Genomic DNA, 19,941 nt, shown 5'->3' on the forward strand with positions numbered 1-19,941 from the left:
TCTGCGCCCCGACCGGAACCGCCTCGCAGCCCCGCCGGACGTGCGCGCCAGGCTGTGCCAAGCCGGGCGCAGCGCGGTCCGCCCAGGCCCGCACTTCGCCCGGGGCCGGTCACCACTCGCCGGGTGGTCGGTGGTCGACGGTCGGCCGTCTCCCGGCTGGCCCCTGCGCACGGACGTCGGCGAGGCAGTGGTGGCCCACCTTGGCAGGGCTGCCCTGACTGGTCCATCCGTTGCTTCACTCCCGTTCCGCTGCTCCGGAGGACGCGATGGCCTACGAACTCGACGACGTGGCCGTGCAGGCGATCGTCGGCCACCTCAACGCCGACCATGCCGAGGACACGCTGCTGCTGTGTCGGACGCTCGGCGGCGTGGAACGGGCGACGGCGGCGCGGGCGACCGGCGTGGACGTGGACGGACTCGACGTGCGCGCCACCACGCCGTCGGGCGAGGTCCGGGTGCGTCTGCCCTTCGCCGCGCGGGTCACCGAACGCGCGCAGGTTCGCACCGAGGTCGTCGCCCTCTACGACCGGGCCGTCACCGCCCGGGACTGACGACGGCGCCGCCCCCGGCCGAGGACCGGGGGCGGCGTTCACGACGGGATCCCACGCGGGTCAGTCGACCTCGTGGTGCTCGTGGTCGTGGTCGTGGTCATGACCGAGGCCACCGGCGTTCTCGCCGACGGTGCCCTCCGGCCCCTGCGGCGCCGGCAGCGTCAGCGGCTTGCCCGGCACCCGACGACCCGGGACGCCGTTGACGTCCTCGGTGGAGAAGGCGTAGGTCAAGGCCGCGAAGGCGATGGCCTGGCTGTTGGTCAGCAACGCCCCGTCGTCGATGTTGCCGAGGTCGTCACACGCCTGGTGGTAGCACGGGTCGTAGGAGATCCCGGCCGTACCACCCCAGATCGCCGCCTGCTCGGGCGTCTTGACGACCTCGGCGCCGGTGAACAGCCCGCCGGCGGGGATGTCGTTGACGATGAACTCCTGGTAGTCACTGCGCCCGGAGAACTCCGCGTCCTCGTAGGGCAGCCCCTGCCAGGTGAAGTAGCGCTCGAACAGCCGCTCGATCGCCACCGAACCGTCGGGGACGGGCACCGGCGCGGTCCAGGACGACTCGTCGCCGTCGTAGACGAACCGCACGAAGTTCGGCGAGCCGACCATGTCGAAGTTCAGGTAGAGGGCGATGCGGTCGCGTTCGGCTTCCGACAGGCCACGGACGTACTCGCGCGAGCCGATCAGGCCGAGTTCCTCGGCGCCCCACCAGGCGAAGCGCACCGTGTTCTCCGGCGAGACCTTGCGCATGCGGATGGCGGTCTCGAGGATGGCGGCCGACCCGGAACCGTTGTCGTTGATCCCGGGTCCGCGCTGGACCGAGTCGAGGTGGGCGCCGAGCATCACGACGTTGTCGTCGTTGGCGCCGGGCAGCTCCGCGATCACGTTGACGTCGGTGCGCGTCTCGGGTGCGTCGACCCGTACGCGCGCCGTGGAGCCGGGCTGCGCGAGCGCGACACCCTGCTCGTAGCTGGCGCCGACGACGGGGATGGTGGCCCCCTCGAAGGCCGGCAGCAGCGTGCCGACGATCAGCCCCTCGTTGGCCGGGACGTTGCCGGTGTTGAACAGGACCATGGCCCGGGCGCCCGCCGCCTCGGCGTTGGCGGCCTTCTGCCCGAACGGGCAGCTGCCGCGCTGCACCAGCGCGATGTCCCCCGTCGGGAAGCCGGCGAAGTCGGCCGCCTCGCAACCGCTGTTGAGCGCCTCGGGCGGCACCTCGGCGGGATTGGTGACGTTGACGTCCACCGGCGTGACCGTCGCGGTCACGTCCCCGGCGCCGCTGCCGGTGAAGGCCCCGGTCTCGTAGTCGGCCGACACCGGGGACAGCTGCTGGAGCACCGCCGGGGCGACGTAGGTGAACTCGAACTCGTCGAACTCGACCTCGTAGCCGGCCGCCTCGAGTTGTGAGGCGACGTAGGCGACCGAGGCGCTGTAGCCCGACGTCCCCGCGGCGCGGTTGCCGTCGTTGGCGTCGGCGATGGCCTGGAAGGCCGCGAGGTGCCGCCGGACGCCCGGCAGGGTGATGCAGTCGAGCAGCTTGTCGTAGCTGTTGTTGTTGCGGTTGTCGCAAGCGGCGCTACCGGCCTTCGCCGCAGCGGCCGGCGCGGCCTTCACCGCAGCGGCCGACGCCGCCACCTTCGCCGCCTTGTCCTGTTGCGGCGCGGCGGCCGCAGGGACCGTCAGGCTGGTACCGAGCAGGGCGGCCAGGGCGAACGTCAGCCCCCGGCGCGCCGTGGTGGATCGTCTCACGCGCGTTCCCTCCGTCAACGCGGTCCGCCGTCCGGCGGGACCGCTCCGGCGGTGTCTCCCGACCGCCGGAGGGGCCACCCTGCCACGCGTCACCCGAAAGACTTCAGGGCTTTTTCAGAAACGCACGTCTGGCGCACGTCCTTCCTCAGGCCGCGCGGGGCAGGGCGAACGCGTCGGCCACGAGCTCGAAGGAGCGCAGGCGGGCGTCGCGGCCGATGCCCGCGGCGGCGAGGATCAACTCGTCGGCATCGGCGTGGGTGCGGAAGCGTTCCAGGTAGGCGCGGACCTCGTCCGCGGTCCCCACGGCGGTGTAGCGCACCATCTGCTCGACCTGCTGGCCGGCCGGCGAGGCGAGCACGGCGTCCACGTCCGCGGACGAGAGCTGCTGACCGCGACCGAACAGCAGTTGGACCCGACGGCGCTTGGCCTGCTGCAACTGCGCCTGCGCGTCGTCGTGCTCGTCGGCGGCGACGACGTTGACGGCCGCCAGCACGTGCGGCCGGTCGAGCTGCGCCGAGGGCCGGAACTCGCGCCGGTAGACGGCCACCGCCTGCTCGAGCGCCGCAGGGGCGAAGTGGGACGCGAACGCGTAGGGAAGCCCGAGCGCGGCGGCCAGCTGCGCCCCGAACAGCGACGAGCCCAGCACGTACAGCGGCACGTGGGTGCCCTTGCCCGGGGTCGCCTCGACCCCGGGGATGCGCGAGGTGTCGCCGAGGTACGCCTGCAGTTCCAGCACGTCGTCGGGGAACCGGTCGGCGGCGGCGAGGTCGCGCCGCAGGGCACGGAACGTCGCCTGGTCGCTCCCGGGCGCACGACCCAGGCCCAGCTCGATGCGGCCGGGGTGCAGCTCGGCGAGCGTGCCGAACTGCTCGGCGACGACCAACGGCGAATGGTTGGGCAGCATCACGCCGCCGGCCCCGAGCGTGATCGTCTCGGTGTGCGCGGCCACGTGGGCGATCAGGACGCTGGTCGCAGCCGACGCGATCGTGGCCACGTTGTGGTGCTCGGCGTACCAGATCCGGCGGTACCCGAGCCCCTCGGCGGCGCGCGCCAGCGTGACGCTGGCCTGCAGGGCCTGGGCGACCGTCTCTCCCTCCCCGACGTCGGCGAGGTCCAGCAGCGACAGTGGGAAGGACACGGCGGACACCTCGAGGATGGGAGCGCGACAGCGCTCGAGGACGGAGCGCGACAGCGAACGAACGACGCCGTCGGCGCAGGCGGAGCGGCGGCGCAGGCGTCGCACCGGGACAACTCGCGACGGCCGTGTCGTATTCCCGTCGCCGACCCACGGGGCTCCCGACCACTCAGGTCGTCGATCGCCGGGCCGACGGACACGGCATGCAACGGTCCTGGGTCCGCTTCGGCGCCGTCGCGAGCGGACTGCTCGCGGCGTGTCTCGTCACGACCGGTCTCGCCCAGGCGGCGACGTGGACCACGCTGCTCGGCCTGACCACGATCGCCATCGAGCGCGGCCGGCGTCGCCATCGTCCCCGTGATCCGCTCGCCTGGCGGCTGCTGTCGATCACGACGCTCGGCTTCGCCGCCGCCCTGACGGCGCACGTCGTGCTGCCGCCGGTCGGTTCGGGGATGCACCCGGTCGCCGGCGGGCTCATGGTCCTCGCCTACCCCTTGCTGGGGGTCTCGGCGGGCCGATTCGCACGGGCCCAGAGCGACGGTTGCGATCGCGGGCCGTGGCTCGACAGTCTCATCGTGACCGTCGCCTGTACCGCCGCCATGTGGGAGGCTGCGCTGGTGCGCCATGCCCGCGGGGCGTTGGACACCGAGGCCGAACTGCTCGTCATCCTGGTGACGGCGTCGCTGGCCTGCTGGGTCGCGGCCATGACGATGCGCGTCGTGTTCGCCGGCGGGTACGCCACCTTCAGCGGTTGGACGCTGGCGGCCGCGAGCACGGCAGGTGGTGCCGCTGCCGTTCACCTGGTCTCGAGCGGGATGCCCGACGGACACCTGCCGCGAACGACGGTCGTGCTGTGGGGGGTCGGGCTGCTGCTGTTGGGCGTCGCCGCCCTGCATCCCTCCATGGCGCGGCTGACCGAGCCGGCCGACGTCGACACCGCGCACGTGATCGTGCGCACCGTGCTGCCCTCCCTCGCGTTGTTCGTCTGTCCGCTGGCAGTCGCCCTGCGATGGCGGCTCGACGACAGCGTCGCCCCGGTCGCCACCATCGGCAGCCTGGCCGTCTGTCTCGCCGTGGCCGCGCGCTTCACCCTCCTGGTCGTCGATCGGGAGCGGGCTCGCGACCAGTTGCGCGAGCAGGCGTTGCGCGACCCGCTGACCGGTCTCCCCAACCGCGTGCTGTTCTTCGATCGCCTGACCGTGGCACTCGACCGCCGTCGGCGCCGGGGAACGCAGGTCTGGGTGCTGTTCGTCGACCTCGACGGCTTCAAGCGGCTCAACGACCGCCATGGGCACGCCATCGGTGACCTGGCACTCGTGGAGGTGGGACGCCGGTTGTCCGCGGCCAGCCGGGCGTCGGACACCGTCGCCAGGCTCGGCGGCGACGAGTTCGTGCTGTTCACGGAGGTGGAGACGACGGCGGACGCACGGGCACTGACGGCGCGGCTCCAGGACGAGTTGTGCCGTCCGCTCGTGCTGCCCTGTGGTCCCACGCGCCTCGGCGCCAGCATCGGCGCGGTCAGCGCCGACGACGTCGGCAACAACCCGCACGCGCTGCTCTCGGCGGCCGACACGGCGATGTACGTCGTCAAGCGACGGCGGCAGATGGCCGACCGGGTCTAGCGCGGGTCGCCCACTGGGGGCGAACGGCCCGCGACTTCGGGCCCTGTGTCGGACGCGACCGGCACGGCGGTGGCCGACCCTTCGAGTGTCGAGCCATCCCCCAGGAGCGCGCCCGTGCCACCCCATGCCCGTACGTCCCGACCGTGGCCGGCGCTCGCCGTCGCGGTGGCCGCGATGCTCGGCCTCGCCGTCGTCCTGCCGCCCGAGATCCGGGCCGCCGGCGAGCAGCGCGCCGCGGACGACGACGCCCATGCCGCCATGGTCGCGATCGCGCCCGGCGGCAGCGTGGAACTGGACCAGCTGCCGGCCGAGCACCGCGAGCTCTATCTCGCCGCCGCCGAGCACCGCGAGGCGTTCACCGCGGTGCGCTGCTACTGCGGGTGCGAGGACTTCCTCGACCACCCGGACCTGCTGACGTGCTTCGTCCGGCCCGGGGACGGCGCCTGGGAGCGGCACGCCACCGGCTGTGGCGTGTGCCTCGGCGAGGCCCGCGACGTGGTCGCCGACCTCGATCGTGGCCTGCCGCTCGACGAGATCATCACCCGCATCGACGCCCGCTACGGCGGGATCACCACCTGACATCGGAGACGTCGTGTCGACCCCCACCCGCTCGAACACCACCCGTTCCACCACCCGTCCCGCGCCCACGAACCGGACCCGTTCCGGCCCGCTGGCCGGCGCGCTGGTCGTCGGCGCGCTCGCCGTCGCGGTCGGTCTGGGCCTGCCGGGCGGTGGCGGCGAACCCACCCGTGACCTGCCAAACCCCATGGGCGGGACCGCGATGGCGGCCCCGGGCACCGTCGACGGCGTCGTCCGCCTCGGGGACCTGCAAGTGGCCGGGGCCGCCGTGCAGATGGGCGACGTGCCGCTCGACGTCACGGTCGTGCCGAGCTGGCAGGTCGAGAACACCGGGGACGCGGAGGTGACCTTCGCGGTCGGCCAGCCCCGGGTGCTCGAGGGTTGCTGCCCGGGACCGGTCTACGTCGACGGGGTCGCGACCGAGCCGGGCCAACCCGTCACCCTGGCCGCCGGCGACGAGGCCGTGGTCGACTTCCCGTTGCAGATGCACGCCGGCATGGACGGCTGGCACCACCTCGAGCTGCCGTTGGTCCTGTCGAGCACCGGGGAGGCGACCGCGCTGCACGTGACCGGCGACTTCACCGGCGCCGCCTGACGCCGCTCGGCCGGACCCGCGTCCCAGTGACCGTGCCCGGCACCGGGCGGACAGCGCTACGGTCCGGCGCATGCCCATGTGCGCCCCGCTCCCGTCGTCGGCCGTGCCGCCCGTGCGTCTGGCCGTGCGGTCCGGGGCAGGCGCACGGCTGGTCGCCCTGCTCACGCTGCTGACCGGTCTGCTCGTCGTGGGCGCCGGCGCGCTGGTCGCTCCCCCGGCGGGTGCCCAGCAGGTGCCGCAACTGACCGACGAGATCAACGACGAGGCAGGACTGCTCACCGGGCGCGAGGACGAGGTCCGTGCCGCGCTCGCCGAGCTGCGCGACCAGGTGCACCTGTTCGTCCTGACGACGGACACCACGGCGGCAACCCCCGTCACGTCGTTCGTGCAGGAGGTCGCCTCGGAGAACTCGCTCGGGGGCGACGACGCGCTGCTGCTCGTCGCGATCGACGACCGCAGCTACGCGTTGTGGGTCGCCGACGGGCTGCGCGGGGTGAGCGACACCGACATCGACCGCATCAACACGTCGGTCGTCGAGCCCCTGCTCGCCGAGGGCGACTTCGCGGGGGCCGCGATCGCGGCCGGACAGGCGCTCGCCGACGCCCAGGCCGGGCAGACCGGCACGCCCGCCGACGACGACCCCGCCCCGACCGATCCGACGCCGGCCCCGACCACCGGACCGGGCGGCGCGACCGGGGGGCAGGTTCCGTGGTTGCTGGTGATCCCGATCGCGGCATTCGTCCTGTTCGCCGCCGCGTCCCGCCTCACCGAACGCCAGGGACGTCGGCGCAGTTCCGAGGAACGCGACCGCCGGCTCGGCGAGCTCGCGCGCTCGGCCAACGCCCGCCTGCTCGCCTGTGACGAGGCGGTGCGCGAGGCCACCACCGAGCTGGCGTTCGCCGAGGCCCGCTTCCACGCCGACGACGTCGCACCCCTGCGAGCGGCGCTGGACACGGCCCGCGACGCCCTGCACGACGCGTTCGAGCTGCGACAGCGTCTCGACGACGAGGTCCTCGAGACGCCGCTGGAACGCGAGCAGCTGTTGCAGCGCATCGTGGAGCACACCGAGCGCATCGACGGGGTGCTGGCCGCCGAGTACGCGCGGCTCGACGACCTCCGGGAGCTCGAGCAGGAGGCACCACGTCTGCTCGACGACCTGGAGGCCGACATCCGCGACGCCCGTACCCGCCGGGAGGCGGCCGGTCCGCTGCACGAGCGGCTCGCCGCGCGTTCGGCCACGGCCCGCGACGCCACACGGGGCAATCTGACCGAGGCCGACAAGCGGCTGGCCGCGGCGGCGGCCGCCGTCGACGCCGGACAGGCCGCCCTGACCGGGAACGAGACCAGCACCGCGGCACGGGCGGTGCGCGAGGCACAGGGCGCCCTGGCCGCCGCCCAGCAGCTGCTGCTCGCCGTCGAACACGCCGCCAGCGAGCTCGACGAGGCCGAGCGGGAACTCGACACGGCGCTTCGGGCCGCGGCCGGTGCGCTCGACGAGGCCACCGCGGCGGCCACCGACACCCGCGTCCCGACGCCGGCTCCGGCCCGGGCGCCGAGTGCTGGTCGCGCCCGCGGCGGCGCCGGGACACCACCACCACCCCCGCCGCCGTCCGCGCCGGCGCTGGTGGCCGAGGCGCGGCGGCTGCTCGAACACGCCCGTGCCGCGCGGGACGACGACCCGCTGCGCGCGTACGAACAGGCCCGCGGCGCCGAGTCCGCGGCCGTGCAGGCGGTCGCACTGGCGCACGCCGCCGTCGAACGCCGGGAACGGGAGACCACCGCCGCCCGCGCGGCGCTGCGAACGGCGACCGCGGTGTACGACCGGGCGGCGGACTACCTCGCGGTACGCCGGCAGGGTGTCGGCCGTGAGGCCCGGACCCGGATCCAGGAGGCCGAACGCCACCTCGACCGCGCCCGGGCGCTGCTCGACACCGACCCGGCGACGGCCGCCGACGAGGCCCGGGAGGCCGAGCGGCTCGCTGCCGAGGCCTACCGGCTCGCCAGCCGGGACTTCGACTCCTACGACCAGTACCGCGGCCCGTTCGGGCGCGGCCCCTACGGCGGCGGCGGCGGACCGACGATCGTGATCGGCGGCTTCCCGATCCCGCTGGGCGGCTCGCGCCGTGGTGGCGGCGGCTTCGGCGGCTCGGTGTGGGGTTCGCCCGGCGGCCGCAGCACCGGCGGGGTGTTCGGGGGTGGCCGCGGCTTCGGTGGTGGTTTCGGCGGCGGCGGACGCAGCATGGGCGGCGGCTTCGGTGGCGGCGGCCGCGCCGGCGGTGGACGGTTCTGACGAGGACGAACTCGGTGGCCCGGTCCGGGCCACCGCGACGACGAGAGGAACGACCGTGGCACGGACCATCCTGGGACGACTCAGTCAGCTGTTGCGCGCGAACGTCAACGCGCTCATCGACAGCGCCGAGGACCCCGAGAAGATGCTCGACCAGCTGGTGCGCGACTTCACCAACAGCATCACCGAGGCCGAGGCGGCCGTGGCGCAGAGCATCGGCAACCTGCGCCTGCTCGAGGACGACCGTGACGAGGCCCGGTCGACCGCCGAGGAGTGGGGCAACAAGGCGGCCGCGGCGGCCCGACGCGCCGACCAGTTGCGCGACGAGGATCCCGGCGAGGCGGACCGGTTCGACGAACTGGCGAAGATCGCCCTGCGCAAGCAGATCTCGTTCGAACAGCAGGCCGACTCGTTCGCCGGGCAGATCACCCAGCAGACCGAGATGGTGGACAAGCTCAAGGACGGTCTGGAGAAGATCCGCCGCAAGCGCGAGGAGCTGGTCGCCAAGCGCGACGAGCTGGTCAGCCGCTCGCGGATGGCCGAGGCGCAGACCCGGGTGCAGGAGGCCGTGCGCAGCGTGTCGGTGCTCGACCCGACCAGCGAGCTCGGCCGCTTCGAGGAGCGCATCCGTCGCGAGGAGGCGCGGGTGCGCGGCATGGAGGAGGTGACGGCCTCGTCGATCGACTCGCAGTTCGAGGAGCTCGACGAGCTCGGCGACGACCTCGAGGTGGAGCGGCGCCTGCAGGCCCTGCGCGGGCCGTCCTGAGACCCCGGCGGCGCTGCGGCGCCGCCAACGCCACCGGGCACCGTCGCGACGACGGTGCCCGGTGGCTTGTGCGGGTCGGTGCAGGGCAGGTGCAGGGCGCAGTGCACGTGTTCGGAGCCGGGACGGGGAATCGAACCCCGGACCTATTCATTACGAGTGAATCGCTCTGCCGACTGAGCTATCCCGGCGCGCGTGCGCGGCCTCGGCCGCGGAGCGGTGGGAAGCGTATCGGACCGCCTGCCGCCCCCGCCAACGCACCGCTTCCCCGGTCCGGCGATAGGTTCGCCGTCCCGCCCCGAAGGACCGCCATGGCAGCGATCGACCTCGCCGGCACCTGGCGCACCACGGCGCCGCGCGACGACGTGTGGGTCGTGGTGGCGGACCTGTCGACCTGGCCGAAGTGGTGGCCGGCGATCGACGAGGTGGAGCTCCTTGCGGGGACGCCGAGCCTGCCCGAGTCGGCCCTGCTGACCTTCGGGACGCCGATCCGTCCGCTGCGGGTCGAGGTTGCCGTGGCCGTTGCCGACAACGGCGAACGGCTCGACGTCGTCACCGTCGACGGCCCGGTGCACGGCACCGGACGGCTCGAGCTGACCGAGGAGGCCGACGGCACGGCCGTGCGCTTCGCGTTGCGTCTCGACGTGCGTTCGCGACTGTTCAAGCCGGTCGAGCGGGTGCTGTCCGGCGCCGGCCGCGGCGGCCGGGAGCGCCTGCGGCAGGCCGGCGACGACCTGGCCCGGCTCGCCGGCGGGGAACCGGGGCGACACGAGGTCTGAACCCGGCCGCGTCGGCTCCCCCGACCGCTGGCCGCCCCCGGCGGCGGGTCGCAGACCGGCACCCACGCCGGTCCCTCCCCCTCTGACGAATCGCGGCGCCCCGTTCGGGACGCCGCGATCGGCCGGTACGCCGGTGATCAGAAGGTGAAGACCAGGCGCGCGGTGACCTCGCCGGACTCGACGGCCGCGAAGTCCTCGTTGACCGTCTCCAGGGAGCGGGTCTCGCGGATCACCTTGGTCTGTCCGAGCCGGTGCAGCTCGAACACCTCGGCCAGATCGACCCGGGTACCCACGATCGAGCCGACCACGGTGATGCCCTTGAGCACCGTCTCGAAGATCGGCAGCGCCATCTGGTTCTCGGCCGGCAGGCCGACCATCGACAGCGTCCCTCCTCGGCGCAGCGACGCGAACGCGGCCTCGAACGCCCGCGGCGACACCGCCGTGGCGATGGCCTGGTCGGCGCCACCGAGCTTCTGGATCTCCTCGGCGACGTCCTGCCGGGCGGCGTTGATCGTGTAGGTCGCCCCGAGCTGCTTGGCCATCTCCAGCTTGTCGTCGTGCAGGTCGACCGCGATCACGGTCCCACCGGCGATGCGGGCGTACTGCAGGGCGAGGTGCCCGAGCCCACCGACGCCGAACACCGCGACCAGGTCCGACGAACGCGTGCCCGCCACCTTGACGGCCTTGTAGGTCGTCACCCCGGCACAGGTCAACGGAGCCGCGTCGACCGGGTCGATGCCGTCCGGCACGAGGCCGACGTAGCGGCTGTCGGCCAGGCTGTACTCCGCGTAGCCGCCGTCGACCGAGTACCCGCTGTTCTGCTGCGACTCGCACAGCGTCTCCCAGCCGGTGATGCAGTGCTCGCAGGTCCCGCAGGCGGTGTGCAGCCACGGCACCGCCACCCGCTGCCCCTCGACGACCCGGGTGACGTCCGGGCCCACGGCGTCGACGATCCCGACGCCCTCGTGCCCGGGGACGAACGGCGGCGCCGGCTTCACCGGCCAGTCACCACGCCAGGCGTGGATGTCGGTGTGGCACAGCCCGGACGCCTCGAGACGGACCCGGACCTGGTACGGACCCGGCTCCGGGAGCGGACGCTGCTCGATCTGCAGCGGCTCCCCGAAACCCCGGACGACGGCGGCTCTCATGGTGCGGACTCCTCCGGCACACCACCCACGGGTGTGCTCGAGACGATGATCCGCCGTCGTCCGTCCCCCGGGCAGGGTCCAGCGGCGCGTCCCGCACGGGCCCCTCGGCCCTTTCCACCGCCACGTCGCGCCGCGCGTCAGCTCACGCGTTCGCGGTTGGCGACCGCGAACAGTGGCAGCGCCAGCTGCAGCAGCAGCCGCTCCAGCTGCAACTCCGGGTTGCCGTTGCGGTCGAGCGCCTCGCGACAGCGCGACACGGCGTGCAGGGCCGACACGAGCTCGGCCGGGCCGAGCCGCTGGGCGTCGCGCCGGATGGCCGCCTCGTGGTCGATGTTGATCAGCACGTCGGTCGACGCACCGGCCTGCGCCGCGAGCAGGTCGCGCAGGTAGCTGGCCAGGTCGTCGAGCAGCAGATCCAACGCCCGACGCTGCTCCTGGCGCTCGAGGCGCTCGAACCGCCGCGTGAGCCGCTGGCGGACGCCCGGGGGCCAGCCCTTGTTGCCCTCGACGCCGAACGCCTCCTCGAGCCGGGCGAGCTCCGCCTGGTGCCGCTCCTTGAGCGGCGCGATCCGTGAGCGTGCCCAGGCCACCGACTCCTTGGCGGCCGGTACCACCTGTCCGGGTCCTCCGGTCGCCAGCCGGTCGAGCAGGGCCAGGTGCTGCCAGCGGGCGTCGGCGACCTGCGGATCGGCGAGGTCACGCAGCCGTTCGGGCGAACCGAGCGCGGCACGGGCGAGCGCGGTGCGTTGCTCGGGCGGCACGTCCAACCGTTCGGCCAGCACCTGCATCGCCTCCGGACCCCACGGGACCAGGTCGAGCCGACGGCAGCGGGAGACGACCGTCTCGAGCAGGGCACCTTCGTCCTCGACGTCGAGCACCCAGACGACCGACGGCGGCGGCTCCTCGAGGATCTTGAGGAACGCGTTCTGGGCGGCCTCGTTCATGCGGTCGGCGGCGACCACCCGCAGCACCCGGCGCCGGCCCTCGGTGAGCGTGCGGGTCGCGAGCGGCATCCACTCGCCGCGCACGCCCTCGACGAGGTGGCTGCTGCCCTCGGGCTCGAGGTCGGTCTGGACCGGCGAGGTCCCGCGGCCGATGCGCTCGCACGACGAGCAGGTGCCGCAGGCGGCGTCCGGGGCCGGCGGTCGTTCGCAGTTGAGCGTCGCCGCGAGCGCCCGGGTGAGCTCCCGCTGGCCGACCCCGCGCGGGCCGACCAGCAGCCAGGCGTGGGCCACCTCGTCGGCGCGCAGGGCGGCGCGCAGGGCCGTGACCGCGGCCGGCTGTCCGAGTACGTCGTCCCAGGTGGTCACGGGTGGCCTCGTCCCTCGAGCGTGTCACGCGCGAGTTCCTCCCCCACCGCGAACGTGCCGCCGTCCTCCTCGGCGCCGGCGTCGGCGCCGGCGTCGGCGTCGGCGTCGGCGTCGGCGTCGGCGTCGGCGAGGCGTTGGAGCACGGTGGTGCGCAGCGCGACGTGCAGGTCCTCGACCGGTCGCGTGGCGTCCAGTACCAGGTAGCGGTGCGGATCACCCCGCTTCGCGCGCTCGCGGTAGGCGGCGGCGACGGTGCGGTGGAAGCCGAGCCCGGCGGCCTCGAGACGGTCGGGTTCACCGTCGACACGTCGCAGGCCCTGGTCCGGTTCGAGGTCGAGCAGCACCACCAGGTCGGGGGTCAGGCCACCGGTGGCCCAGCGATTGAGCCGGTCGATCTCGGCCTCCCCGAGCCCGCGTCCGGCGCCCTGGTACACGATCGAGGAGTCGACGAAGCGGTCGCAGATCACCACCGTGCCCGCCTCGAGTGCGGGGCGGAGCACCTCCTCGACGTGCTGGGCACGGGCGGCGGCGTACAGCAGCGCCTCGGTGCGGTCGGCCATGCCCTCGGAGGAGCGCGCGAGCAGCAGTTCGCGGACCCGCTCCCCGATGGGTGTCCCCCCGGGCTCGCGGGTGACCAGCACCCGGTGACCCGCACGTTCGACCGCGGTGCGCAACAGCTTGATCTGCGTCGACTTGCCGGCACCGTCGCCGCCTTCGAACACGACGAACAGCCCCTCGGTGGCGACCTCGTCGCCGGTCAGCGGCTGGTCGAGCTCCGGGTGCTCGGCCACCGCCCGGTGCAGCGCCCGCCCGGTCAGCACCGCGCCGACGAAGGCCAGGGCACCGGCCGCGGCCAACGTCAGGCGCACCCCGCCGATCGTGTAGGGGTAGAAACCGCCCGGCACGGCCTCGGTGACCACCCGAGGTTCGCGGCCGATGAGGCCGATCAGCAGCGGAGCCGCGGTGGTCGAACCGAAGATCGAGGCGCGCACACCGGAGTTCATCGCCCCGAAGGTCCGCCCGCGGAGGCGGTCGTCGGCGCGTGCCTGCAGGATCGTGTAGCCGACGATGAACGCGACCCCCGCACCCGCGCCCATGATCCCGGCCGGGGCGGCGGCGAACGCGAGCGACGGCATGAACGCGGTGGTCACCAGCATCACCCCGGCGACCCCGATGCCGGGAGCGAACAGCCGCTCGGGCGCGAGCCGGACCGTCAACCAGGCGCTGGCACCGAGGCCAGCGACCAGTCCCACCCCGACGGCGGCCACCAGGATGCCGAACCCGGACGGGCCGGCGTTGACGACGTTGGCGAAGAACTGACCGGTCGAGATCACCGTGCCGGCCGCCGCCGAGGCGACCATCACCCCGACGATGAGGGCCCGGATGATGGGGTGGCGGCCGATGAACCGGAACCCCTCGCGCAGCTCGTCCCAGGCCGAGGGGGCGCTGTGGTCGCCGACGCGGTGTCGCGACGCCGGCGTGCGCATGCGCGCGATCAACGGGGCCGACAGCAGGAACGAGGCGGCGTTGAACCAGATCGGCAGGGCGACCGCCCGCTCACCGAGGAAGGGGATCACGCCCGAGAGCGGTCCGGCGAGTGCGGTCAGCGAGGCGAACATCACGCCGGCCAGCGGGAGCGTGCCGTAGGTCACGACCAGGTTGAGCTGGTTGGCGACCACCAGCTCCGAGCGCTTCACCAGCGTGGGGAACACCGCGTCCTTGGCCGGTCCGAACAACGACGAGAGCACCTCGATCACCAGCGTGGCCAGCAGCAGGGTCAGGATCTCGTCGCTGAACGGGATCAACGCCATTACGATGCCGCGACCCACGTCGCAGGCGATCATCAGCCGCTTGCGGTCCCAACGGTCGACGAACACGCCCGCGACCGGGCCGAGCAGCATGCTCGGCAACACCCGGGCGGCCATCACCGCGGAGACCGCGAACGCCGCCGCGCGCGTGGCACCGAGGATGTCCTCGGTGAGGGTCAGGATGGCGAGGAAGCCGATCCAGTCCCCCAGCGTCGATGCGAAGGTCGACAGTCCGAGGTTGCGGAAGTCGCGGTTGCGGAACAACGCCGCGTAGACCCGGGGCGAGGCGCCACCGGGCGACACCTGCTCGGGCGACGCCGCCCCGTTGTCTGCCTGACCCATGCTTGCGCCACCCTACCGGCGGACGGGGGCGTTCCCGTGCCGGCCGCACCAGTGTCCGGTGTGGTGTCCCGCGGCGTTCGACGCGTCGGGCGCCCGCAGGACACCGACCGGTCAGGAGCGCTTGCGCGCGGTCTTCTTGGCGGTCTTCTTGGCGCCCGTCTTCTTGGCGGAGGCCTTCGCCGCCGACGTCTTCGCGCCCGTCTTGGCGGCCGTCTTCTTCGCCGCGGTCTTCTTGCGCGCGGACTTCTTCTTGGCCGGCGGTGCCTGCTCGCCGCTGTAGGACAGCGCGATCGGCTCCGGCAGTTCGTCCTGGGCGATCGGCGTGCCCCCGAGCTCGGGGTCGTACTTCTCGACCCCCTCCACGACCGTCCACGTCGCGACCGACGGCAGGTCGAAGTCCTCGGCGTCGTAGACGTGGTTGACCTTCGGGGCGGTGCAGATCGCGACCGGTGCCTTGCGGTTGCGCGGCGGCGGGCGCAGCGGCGCACCGCACGCCGGACACGGGGTGGCGATCGGCACCGACCAGACCGCGAACGCGTCGTCGGGGTAGCCGGTCGATCCCACGAACGGCTTGCCGTAGCGCGACGTGCGCAGCTCCATGAAGCTGTTCGGGTCGGTCGGCGAACGGAACGGCTTGGCCTGTCCGTCGGTGTCGCGGTACATCAGCCGCTGCTGCAGGTTGCGGATGCCCTTGCACTTGGGGTAGTCGACGCAGCCGAAGAACTTGCCGAAGCGTCCCTCGCGCAGCAGCATCGGCTTGCCGCACTCCTGGCAGCGCACGTCCTCGTCGGGTTCGGGCTCCGGCTCGGGTTCGCCGACGGTGCCGTCGTCGTTGAGCGGCAGCGTTCCCTCGCAGTCCGGCCAGCGACTGCACGAGGCGAACCACTGCTTGGACTTGCCCGAGAACACCCGTTCCATCGGTGCGCCGCACTCGGGGCAGTCGGCCGGGTGGTGCAACGGCAGGCGCGGACGTTCGGGCTTGCGCTCCTTGACCCAGTCGTCCACCTCGTCGAGGAACCCGGTGACGGTGCGGCACCAGGCCTGGTCGCCGGCCGCGATCTCGTCGAGGGTCTCCTCCATGCGGGCGGTGAAGTTGACGTCGACGATCTCGCCGAAGTGGGCCTTGAGGAAGCTGACCACCACTTCGCCGAGCGCCGTCGCGAAGAACCGGCGCGACTCCTTGAGCACGTACTCGCGCTGCTCGAGGGTGGAGATGATCGACGCGTAGGTCGACGGGCGTCCGATGCCCTGCTCCTCGAGCGCCTCGACCAGCGTGCGCTCGGAGTAGCGCGGGGGCGGCGAGGTCTCGTGCTGCTCGGGCAGCAGCTCGGCCAGGTGCAGTCGCTGACCCTGCTCGAGCTGTGGCAGGCGGTCGGTGACCTCGTCGGCCTCCTCGTCCTCGTCGCGCACGGCCCGGTAGGCCCGCAGGAACCCGTCGAACTTCTCGACCTGGCCCGTGACCCGGAAGGTGAGCTCGCCCTCCGCGTCCGCACCGACGACGTCCGCCGAGACGCGGTCGAAGACGGCGGGCTGCATCTGGGTCGCGACCGTGCGCTTCCAGATCAGCTCGTACAGGCGGGCCTGCTCGTCGGAGAGGTAGCGCCGGATCTTCTCGGGCGTGCGGTTGACCGACGTCGGGCGGATCGCCTCGTGGGCCTCCTGCGCGCCCTTGGTGGTGCCGGCGAAGCGGCGGGGCTCGGCCAACGCGTAGCGCTCGCCGAAGCGGTCGCGGACCAGCGAACCGATCTCCCCCAGCGCCTGGGCGGAGAGGTTGAGCGAGTCGGTACGCATGTAGGTGATGAGCCCGACCTGCTCGCCACCGAGGTTGATGCCCTCGTAGAGCTGCTGGGCGACGGCCATCGTCTGACGGGCGGAGAAGCCGTACTTGGACGCCTCGCCCTGCAGCGTCGAGGTCTTGAAGGGCGGCTTGGGGTTGCGCCGTGCCTCGGTGCGTCGCACCTCGGCGACCGTGTACTCGAGGGCGCGGGCGCGCTCGGCCAGCCGGGTGGCCTCCGGCTCCGAACGCACGACCAACAGCTTGGCCCGTCGCGCCTCGGACTTGTCCTCGAGGTCCTTCGGGGTCGACAGACGCTGCTCGCCGACCGCGTACAGGTTGGCCTGGATCTCCGGCGCACCGTCGCGGTCCCGGGCGAAGGCACCCGGGAAGCTCCAGTACTCCTGCGGCACGAACGCGCGGATCTCGTCCTCGCGGTCGACGATCAGGCGCAGCGCCACCGACTGCACCCGGCCGGCCGAGATTCCCGACGCGACCGTGCGCCACAGCACCGGGGAGAGGCGGTAGCCGACGATGCGGTCGACGGCGCGGCGGGCCTGCTGTGCGTCGACCAGCGCGGTGTTGAGCCGGCGCGGCGCCTCGAACGCGGCGCGGATCGCCGACTCCGTGATCTCGTCGAAGGTGACCCGGTTGGTCTGCGCCACGTCGAGGTCGAGGATCTCGGCGATGTGCCAGGCGATCGCCTCGCCCTCGCGGTCGAGGTCGGGCGCCAACCAGACGGTCGTGGCCGACTTGGCCGCCTGCTTGAGCGCCGAGACGTGCTTCTTGGACTTCTCCGGGACCTCGTAGCGCAGGTGGCAGTCCCCGCCGTCCTCGACCTCGATCGCGAAGTCGGAGCGTGGCAGGTCACGGATGTGGCCGTAGGAGGCGAGGACCTTGAAGCTGCTGCCGAGGTAGCGCTCGATGGTCTTGGCCTTCGCGGGCGACTCCACGATGACGAGGTTGTCTGCCACGTGCTGCTCGACTTTCGGGGCGTCGGGCCCGGAGAGGGGCGAGGGAGCCGGAAGGTGACGGCGCCGGTGTCACCTGTCAAACACCCTCGAACACGGGTGGAGACGCTGACGGGGCGGGCCCCCCGTAGGGGGGCCGCTACGAGGACGTACCGGACGCTCACCGAGCGCGCAGTGCACGTCGGTGCTGCGGGGCGGTCACGTACGGTTCGACCCCCCGAGACGAGGCGACCGGTGACCGAACCCGCTGCAGCGCTTCGCTCCGCCGGCCGCCGCGGCGTGCGGTCCACCGCGGCGCTCGTCGGCGTGCTGCTGCTGGCCACCGCCTGCGACGGCGGGCCGACCGAGGCCACCGTGGACGGGGTGAGCGTGTCGGTGCCCGACGGGTGGGAGCGTGCCGAGCAGGGCGACACCGACGGGGTCGTCGGCTCACACCGCTGGACGCCGTCGACGACCGGCGACGTCCGCAACCTGCAGGTGGTGGTCGGCTGCGGCGGCACCGTCGACGAACTGGTGCAGGCGAGCGCGCAGTCCCCCCGCGGTCCGTTGGTCGTCACCGCGGCGCAGGAGGACCAGACCGAGCAGCCCGTGCCGGGCCTCGACACCGCCCGCCGCCTGGCGCTGACACTCGGTGCGGGCCGCGACGACGACGCCGAGACCTTGCGCGTGATCGGTCTCTACGGTGGCGTCGGCGACACGTTGGTGCTGGTGGAGCTCTCCCAACCCGCCCGGGCGTCCGACGACGCGCTCGCGGACGAGGTCCTCGACTCGGTACGGGTGGACGCCGACGTGGCGAGCGCCGCCTGCGCCGGGCAGGAGTGAGCTGATGGGGGCGTTCGAACAGATCGCGGCCGTGCTGTTCGTCTGCGTCGTCGCCGGCGCACTGGCGACCCTGCTCCGTCAGCCACTGCTGGTCGGGCTGATCGCCGCCGGCATCGCGGTCGGGCCGGAGGCGCTCGGACTGGTCGAGGCCACCGAGGAGATCGAGCTGCTGGCCGAGATCGGCATCGCGCTGCTGCTGTTCGTCGTCGGCCTCAAGCTCGACGTCCGGCTCGTGCAGCGATTGGGGCCGGTCGCGCTGGCCACCGGACTGGGCCAGGTGATCTTCACCTCGGCGTTCGGCTACCTGATCGCCACCCTGCTCGGCTTCGCCACGGTCCAGGCGATCTACATCGCGGTGGCGCTGACGTTCTCCAGCACCATCATCATCGTCAAGCTGCTCACGGACAAGCGCGAGCTCGACGAACTGCACGGGCGCATCGCCCTGGGCTTCCTGATCGTGCAGGACATCGTGGTCGTGCTGGCCATGATCGCGATCACCGCGGCCGGCGACACCGGCGAGGGTGGACTCGCCCGCGAGTTCGCCGGCATCGCCCTGCGGGGCGTGCTGCTGCTGCTCGCGGTGGCCGCCATCGGCACGTGGGTCCTGCCGCGGGTCACCCACCTGCTCGCGCGCCAGAGCGAGCTGCTGGTCCTGGCCGCGGTGACCTGGGCCGTCGGGCTCGCGGCACTCACCCACGTCCTGGGCTTCAGCTCCGAGGTCGGCGCCTTCCTGGCCGGCATGTCGCTGGCCTCGACCTCCTACCGGGAGGCGCTGTCGGGGCGGCTGTCGACGCTGCGCGACTTCCTGCTGGTGTTCTTCTTCATCCAACTCGGCACCAGCTTCGAGCTGACCGCCGCAGCCGAGCAGATCCCGGCCGCGCTGTTGTTCAGCCTGTTCGTGCTGGTCGGCAACCCGATCATCGTGCTGGTGATCATGGGGCTGCTCGGCTACCGCAAGAAGGTCGCGTTCAAGGCCGGGCTGACGGTGGCGCAGATCAGCGAGTTCTCGCTCATCCTCGTCGCCCTGGGCGCCGCACAGGGACACGTGGGCACCGACGTCATCGGGCTGGTGACCGCGGTCGGTCTGATCACCATCACGGCCTCGACCTACCTCATCTACGGCTCGGACCGGATCTATGCCCGCATCGAGCCGCTGCTGCGCGTGTTCGAGCGCCGCCGGCCGACCGCGTCGATCGACTTCGACGAACGCACCGTCGAGCCCAGCCACGTCGTGATCGGCCTCGGCCGGTTCGGCCGGACCGTGTGCGCAGAGCTCGAGCAGCGCGGCGACGACGTCCTGGGGGTCGACTGGGACCCGCGCAGCATCCGTGACGACTGGTCGATCCCGGTCCTCTACGGCGATGCCGAGGACCCCGATCTGCCCGAGCAACTGCCGCTGCAGCGCACCCGTTGGGTGGTCAGCACGCTGCGGGGACGGGACACCAACCTCGCGTTGGTGCAGGCGCTGCGCCGGCACGGCTACCGGGGACGCATCGCGGTGGCCGCCGACGACGAGGGCAGCGAGCAGGCACTCGTGGAGGGTGGCGCCGACCTCGCCATCCGCCCGTTGCACGTCGCCGCCGGCCCGCTGCTCGAGCGCCTCCACGACGACGCCTGACAGCGGCGCGGTCGCCGCCGTCGACTGCCGGACGCCCCCGACCACGGTGCGAGACGACCGGGCTGCGCCGGGCGGCGCCGGGCGCGCCGGG

At 73.0% G+C, this 19,941-nt stretch carries 15 protein-coding genes and 1 tRNA gene; 9 read left to right on the forward strand and 7 right to left on the reverse strand.

Features of this window, described 5'->3' with window-relative positions:
- The first annotated feature begins 266 nt into the window (after positions 1 to 266).
- The gene (locus ELR47_RS17755) at positions 267 to 551 is read left to right on the forward strand and encodes a DUF2470 domain-containing protein (RefSeq protein WP_130651085.1); all 285 of its coding nucleotides are present in this window, start codon (positions 267 to 269) and stop codon (positions 549 to 551) included.
- Positions 552 to 611: 60 nt separating this feature from the next.
- Here ELR47_RS17755 and ELR47_RS17760 read toward each other — a convergent pair whose 3' ends face one another.
- Positions 612 to 2,297: a M28 family metallopeptidase gene (locus tag ELR47_RS17760; RefSeq protein WP_205745352.1), complete on the reverse strand. Its 1,686-nt coding sequence runs from the start codon at positions 2,295 to 2,297 to the stop codon at positions 612 to 614.
- A gap of 145 nt (positions 2,298 to 2,442) precedes the next feature.
- Positions 2,443 to 3,435, reverse strand: coding sequence for an LLM class flavin-dependent oxidoreductase (locus ELR47_RS17765; protein WP_130651086.1), 993 nt, complete (start codon positions 3,433 to 3,435; stop codon positions 2,443 to 2,445).
- Between the two features lie 200 nt (positions 3,436 to 3,635).
- Between ELR47_RS17765 and ELR47_RS17770 the strand changes: the two genes are divergently transcribed.
- The 5 genes from ELR47_RS17770 (at position 3,636) to ELR47_RS17790 (ending at position 9,281) form a co-directional block, all read left to right on the forward strand.
- On the forward strand, positions 3,636 to 5,054 hold the full coding sequence (locus ELR47_RS17770) for a GGDEF domain-containing protein (protein WP_130651087.1): 1,419 nt from the start codon (positions 3,636 to 3,638) through the stop codon (positions 5,052 to 5,054).
- 114 nt (positions 5,055 to 5,168) lie between these two features.
- Entirely contained in the window at positions 5,169 to 5,633 is a 465-nt protein-coding gene (locus ELR47_RS17775) for a PCYCGC motif-containing (lipo)protein (RefSeq protein ID WP_130651088.1), read from the forward strand.
- Positions 5,634 to 5,646: 13 nt separating this feature from the next.
- Positions 5,647 to 6,228, forward strand: a complete 582-nt coding sequence (locus ELR47_RS17780; RefSeq protein ID WP_130651089.1) for a hypothetical protein — start codon at positions 5,647 to 5,649, stop codon at positions 6,226 to 6,228.
- A gap of 70 nt (positions 6,229 to 6,298) precedes the next feature.
- Positions 6,299 to 8,518 carry a TPM domain-containing protein gene (locus ELR47_RS17785; RefSeq protein ID WP_130651090.1) on the forward strand — a complete coding sequence of 740 codons (2,220 nt, stop codon included), beginning with the start codon at positions 6,299 to 6,301 and terminating at the stop codon, positions 8,516 to 8,518.
- Positions 8,519 to 8,573: 55 nt separating this feature from the next.
- Entirely contained in the window at positions 8,574 to 9,281 is a 708-nt protein-coding gene (locus tag ELR47_RS17790; protein WP_130651091.1) for a PspA/IM30 family protein, read from the forward strand.
- A 115-nt stretch (positions 9,282 to 9,396) separates the two neighbouring features.
- Here the strand turns inward: ELR47_RS17790 and ELR47_RS17795 are convergent.
- Positions 9,397 to 9,469 (reverse strand) — tRNA-Thr (locus tag ELR47_RS17795).
- Between the two features lie 120 nt (positions 9,470 to 9,589).
- Between ELR47_RS17795 and ELR47_RS17800 the strand changes: the two genes are divergently transcribed.
- Positions 9,590 to 10,057, forward strand: coding sequence for an SRPBCC family protein (locus tag ELR47_RS17800; RefSeq protein WP_130651092.1), 468 nt, complete (start codon positions 9,590 to 9,592; stop codon positions 10,055 to 10,057).
- Positions 10,058 to 10,194: 137 nt separating this feature from the next.
- On the opposite strand, the gene ELR47_RS17805 is transcribed toward ELR47_RS17800, so the two are convergent.
- The 4 genes from ELR47_RS17805 to topA form a co-directional block, all read right to left on the reverse strand.
- The gene (locus ELR47_RS17805) at positions 10,195 to 11,205 is read right to left on the reverse strand and encodes a zinc-dependent alcohol dehydrogenase (RefSeq protein WP_130651093.1); all 1,011 of its coding nucleotides are present in this window, start codon (positions 11,203 to 11,205) and stop codon (positions 10,195 to 10,197) included.
- A 137-nt stretch (positions 11,206 to 11,342) separates the two neighbouring features.
- Complete coding sequence (locus ELR47_RS17810; RefSeq protein WP_130651094.1) at positions 11,343 to 12,515, reverse strand: DNA polymerase III subunit; 1,173 nt, start codon at positions 12,513 to 12,515, stop codon at positions 11,343 to 11,345.
- Positions 12,512 to 14,665: a dTMP kinase gene (gene tmk, locus ELR47_RS17815; RefSeq protein WP_130651095.1), complete on the reverse strand. Its 2,154-nt coding sequence runs from the start codon at positions 14,663 to 14,665 to the stop codon at positions 12,512 to 12,514. Before tmk ends, ELR47_RS17810 begins: the two co-directional genes overlap by 4 nt.
- Before the next feature lie 111 nt (positions 14,666 to 14,776).
- On the reverse strand, positions 14,777 to 17,413 hold the full coding sequence (gene topA, locus ELR47_RS17820; protein WP_130651096.1) for a type I DNA topoisomerase: 2,637 nt from the start codon (positions 17,411 to 17,413) through the stop codon (positions 14,777 to 14,779).
- A gap of 231 nt (positions 17,414 to 17,644) precedes the next feature.
- Between topA and ELR47_RS17825 the strand changes: the two genes are divergently transcribed.
- Both ELR47_RS17825 and ELR47_RS17830 read left to right on the forward strand, forming a co-directional pair.
- Entirely contained in the window at positions 17,645 to 18,232 is a 588-nt protein-coding gene (locus ELR47_RS17825) for a hypothetical protein (protein ID WP_130651097.1), read from the forward strand.
- Between the two features lie 4 nt (positions 18,233 to 18,236).
- The gene (locus ELR47_RS17830) at positions 18,237 to 19,850 is read left to right on the forward strand and encodes a cation:proton antiporter (RefSeq protein WP_130651098.1); all 1,614 of its coding nucleotides are present in this window, start codon (positions 18,237 to 18,239) and stop codon (positions 19,848 to 19,850) included.
- The last annotated feature ends 91 nt before the right edge of the window (positions 19,851 to 19,941 follow it).

Source organism: Egicoccus halophilus (assembly GCF_004300825.1).
GTDB lineage: Bacteria > Actinomycetota > Nitriliruptoria > Nitriliruptorales > Nitriliruptoraceae > Egicoccus > Egicoccus halophilus.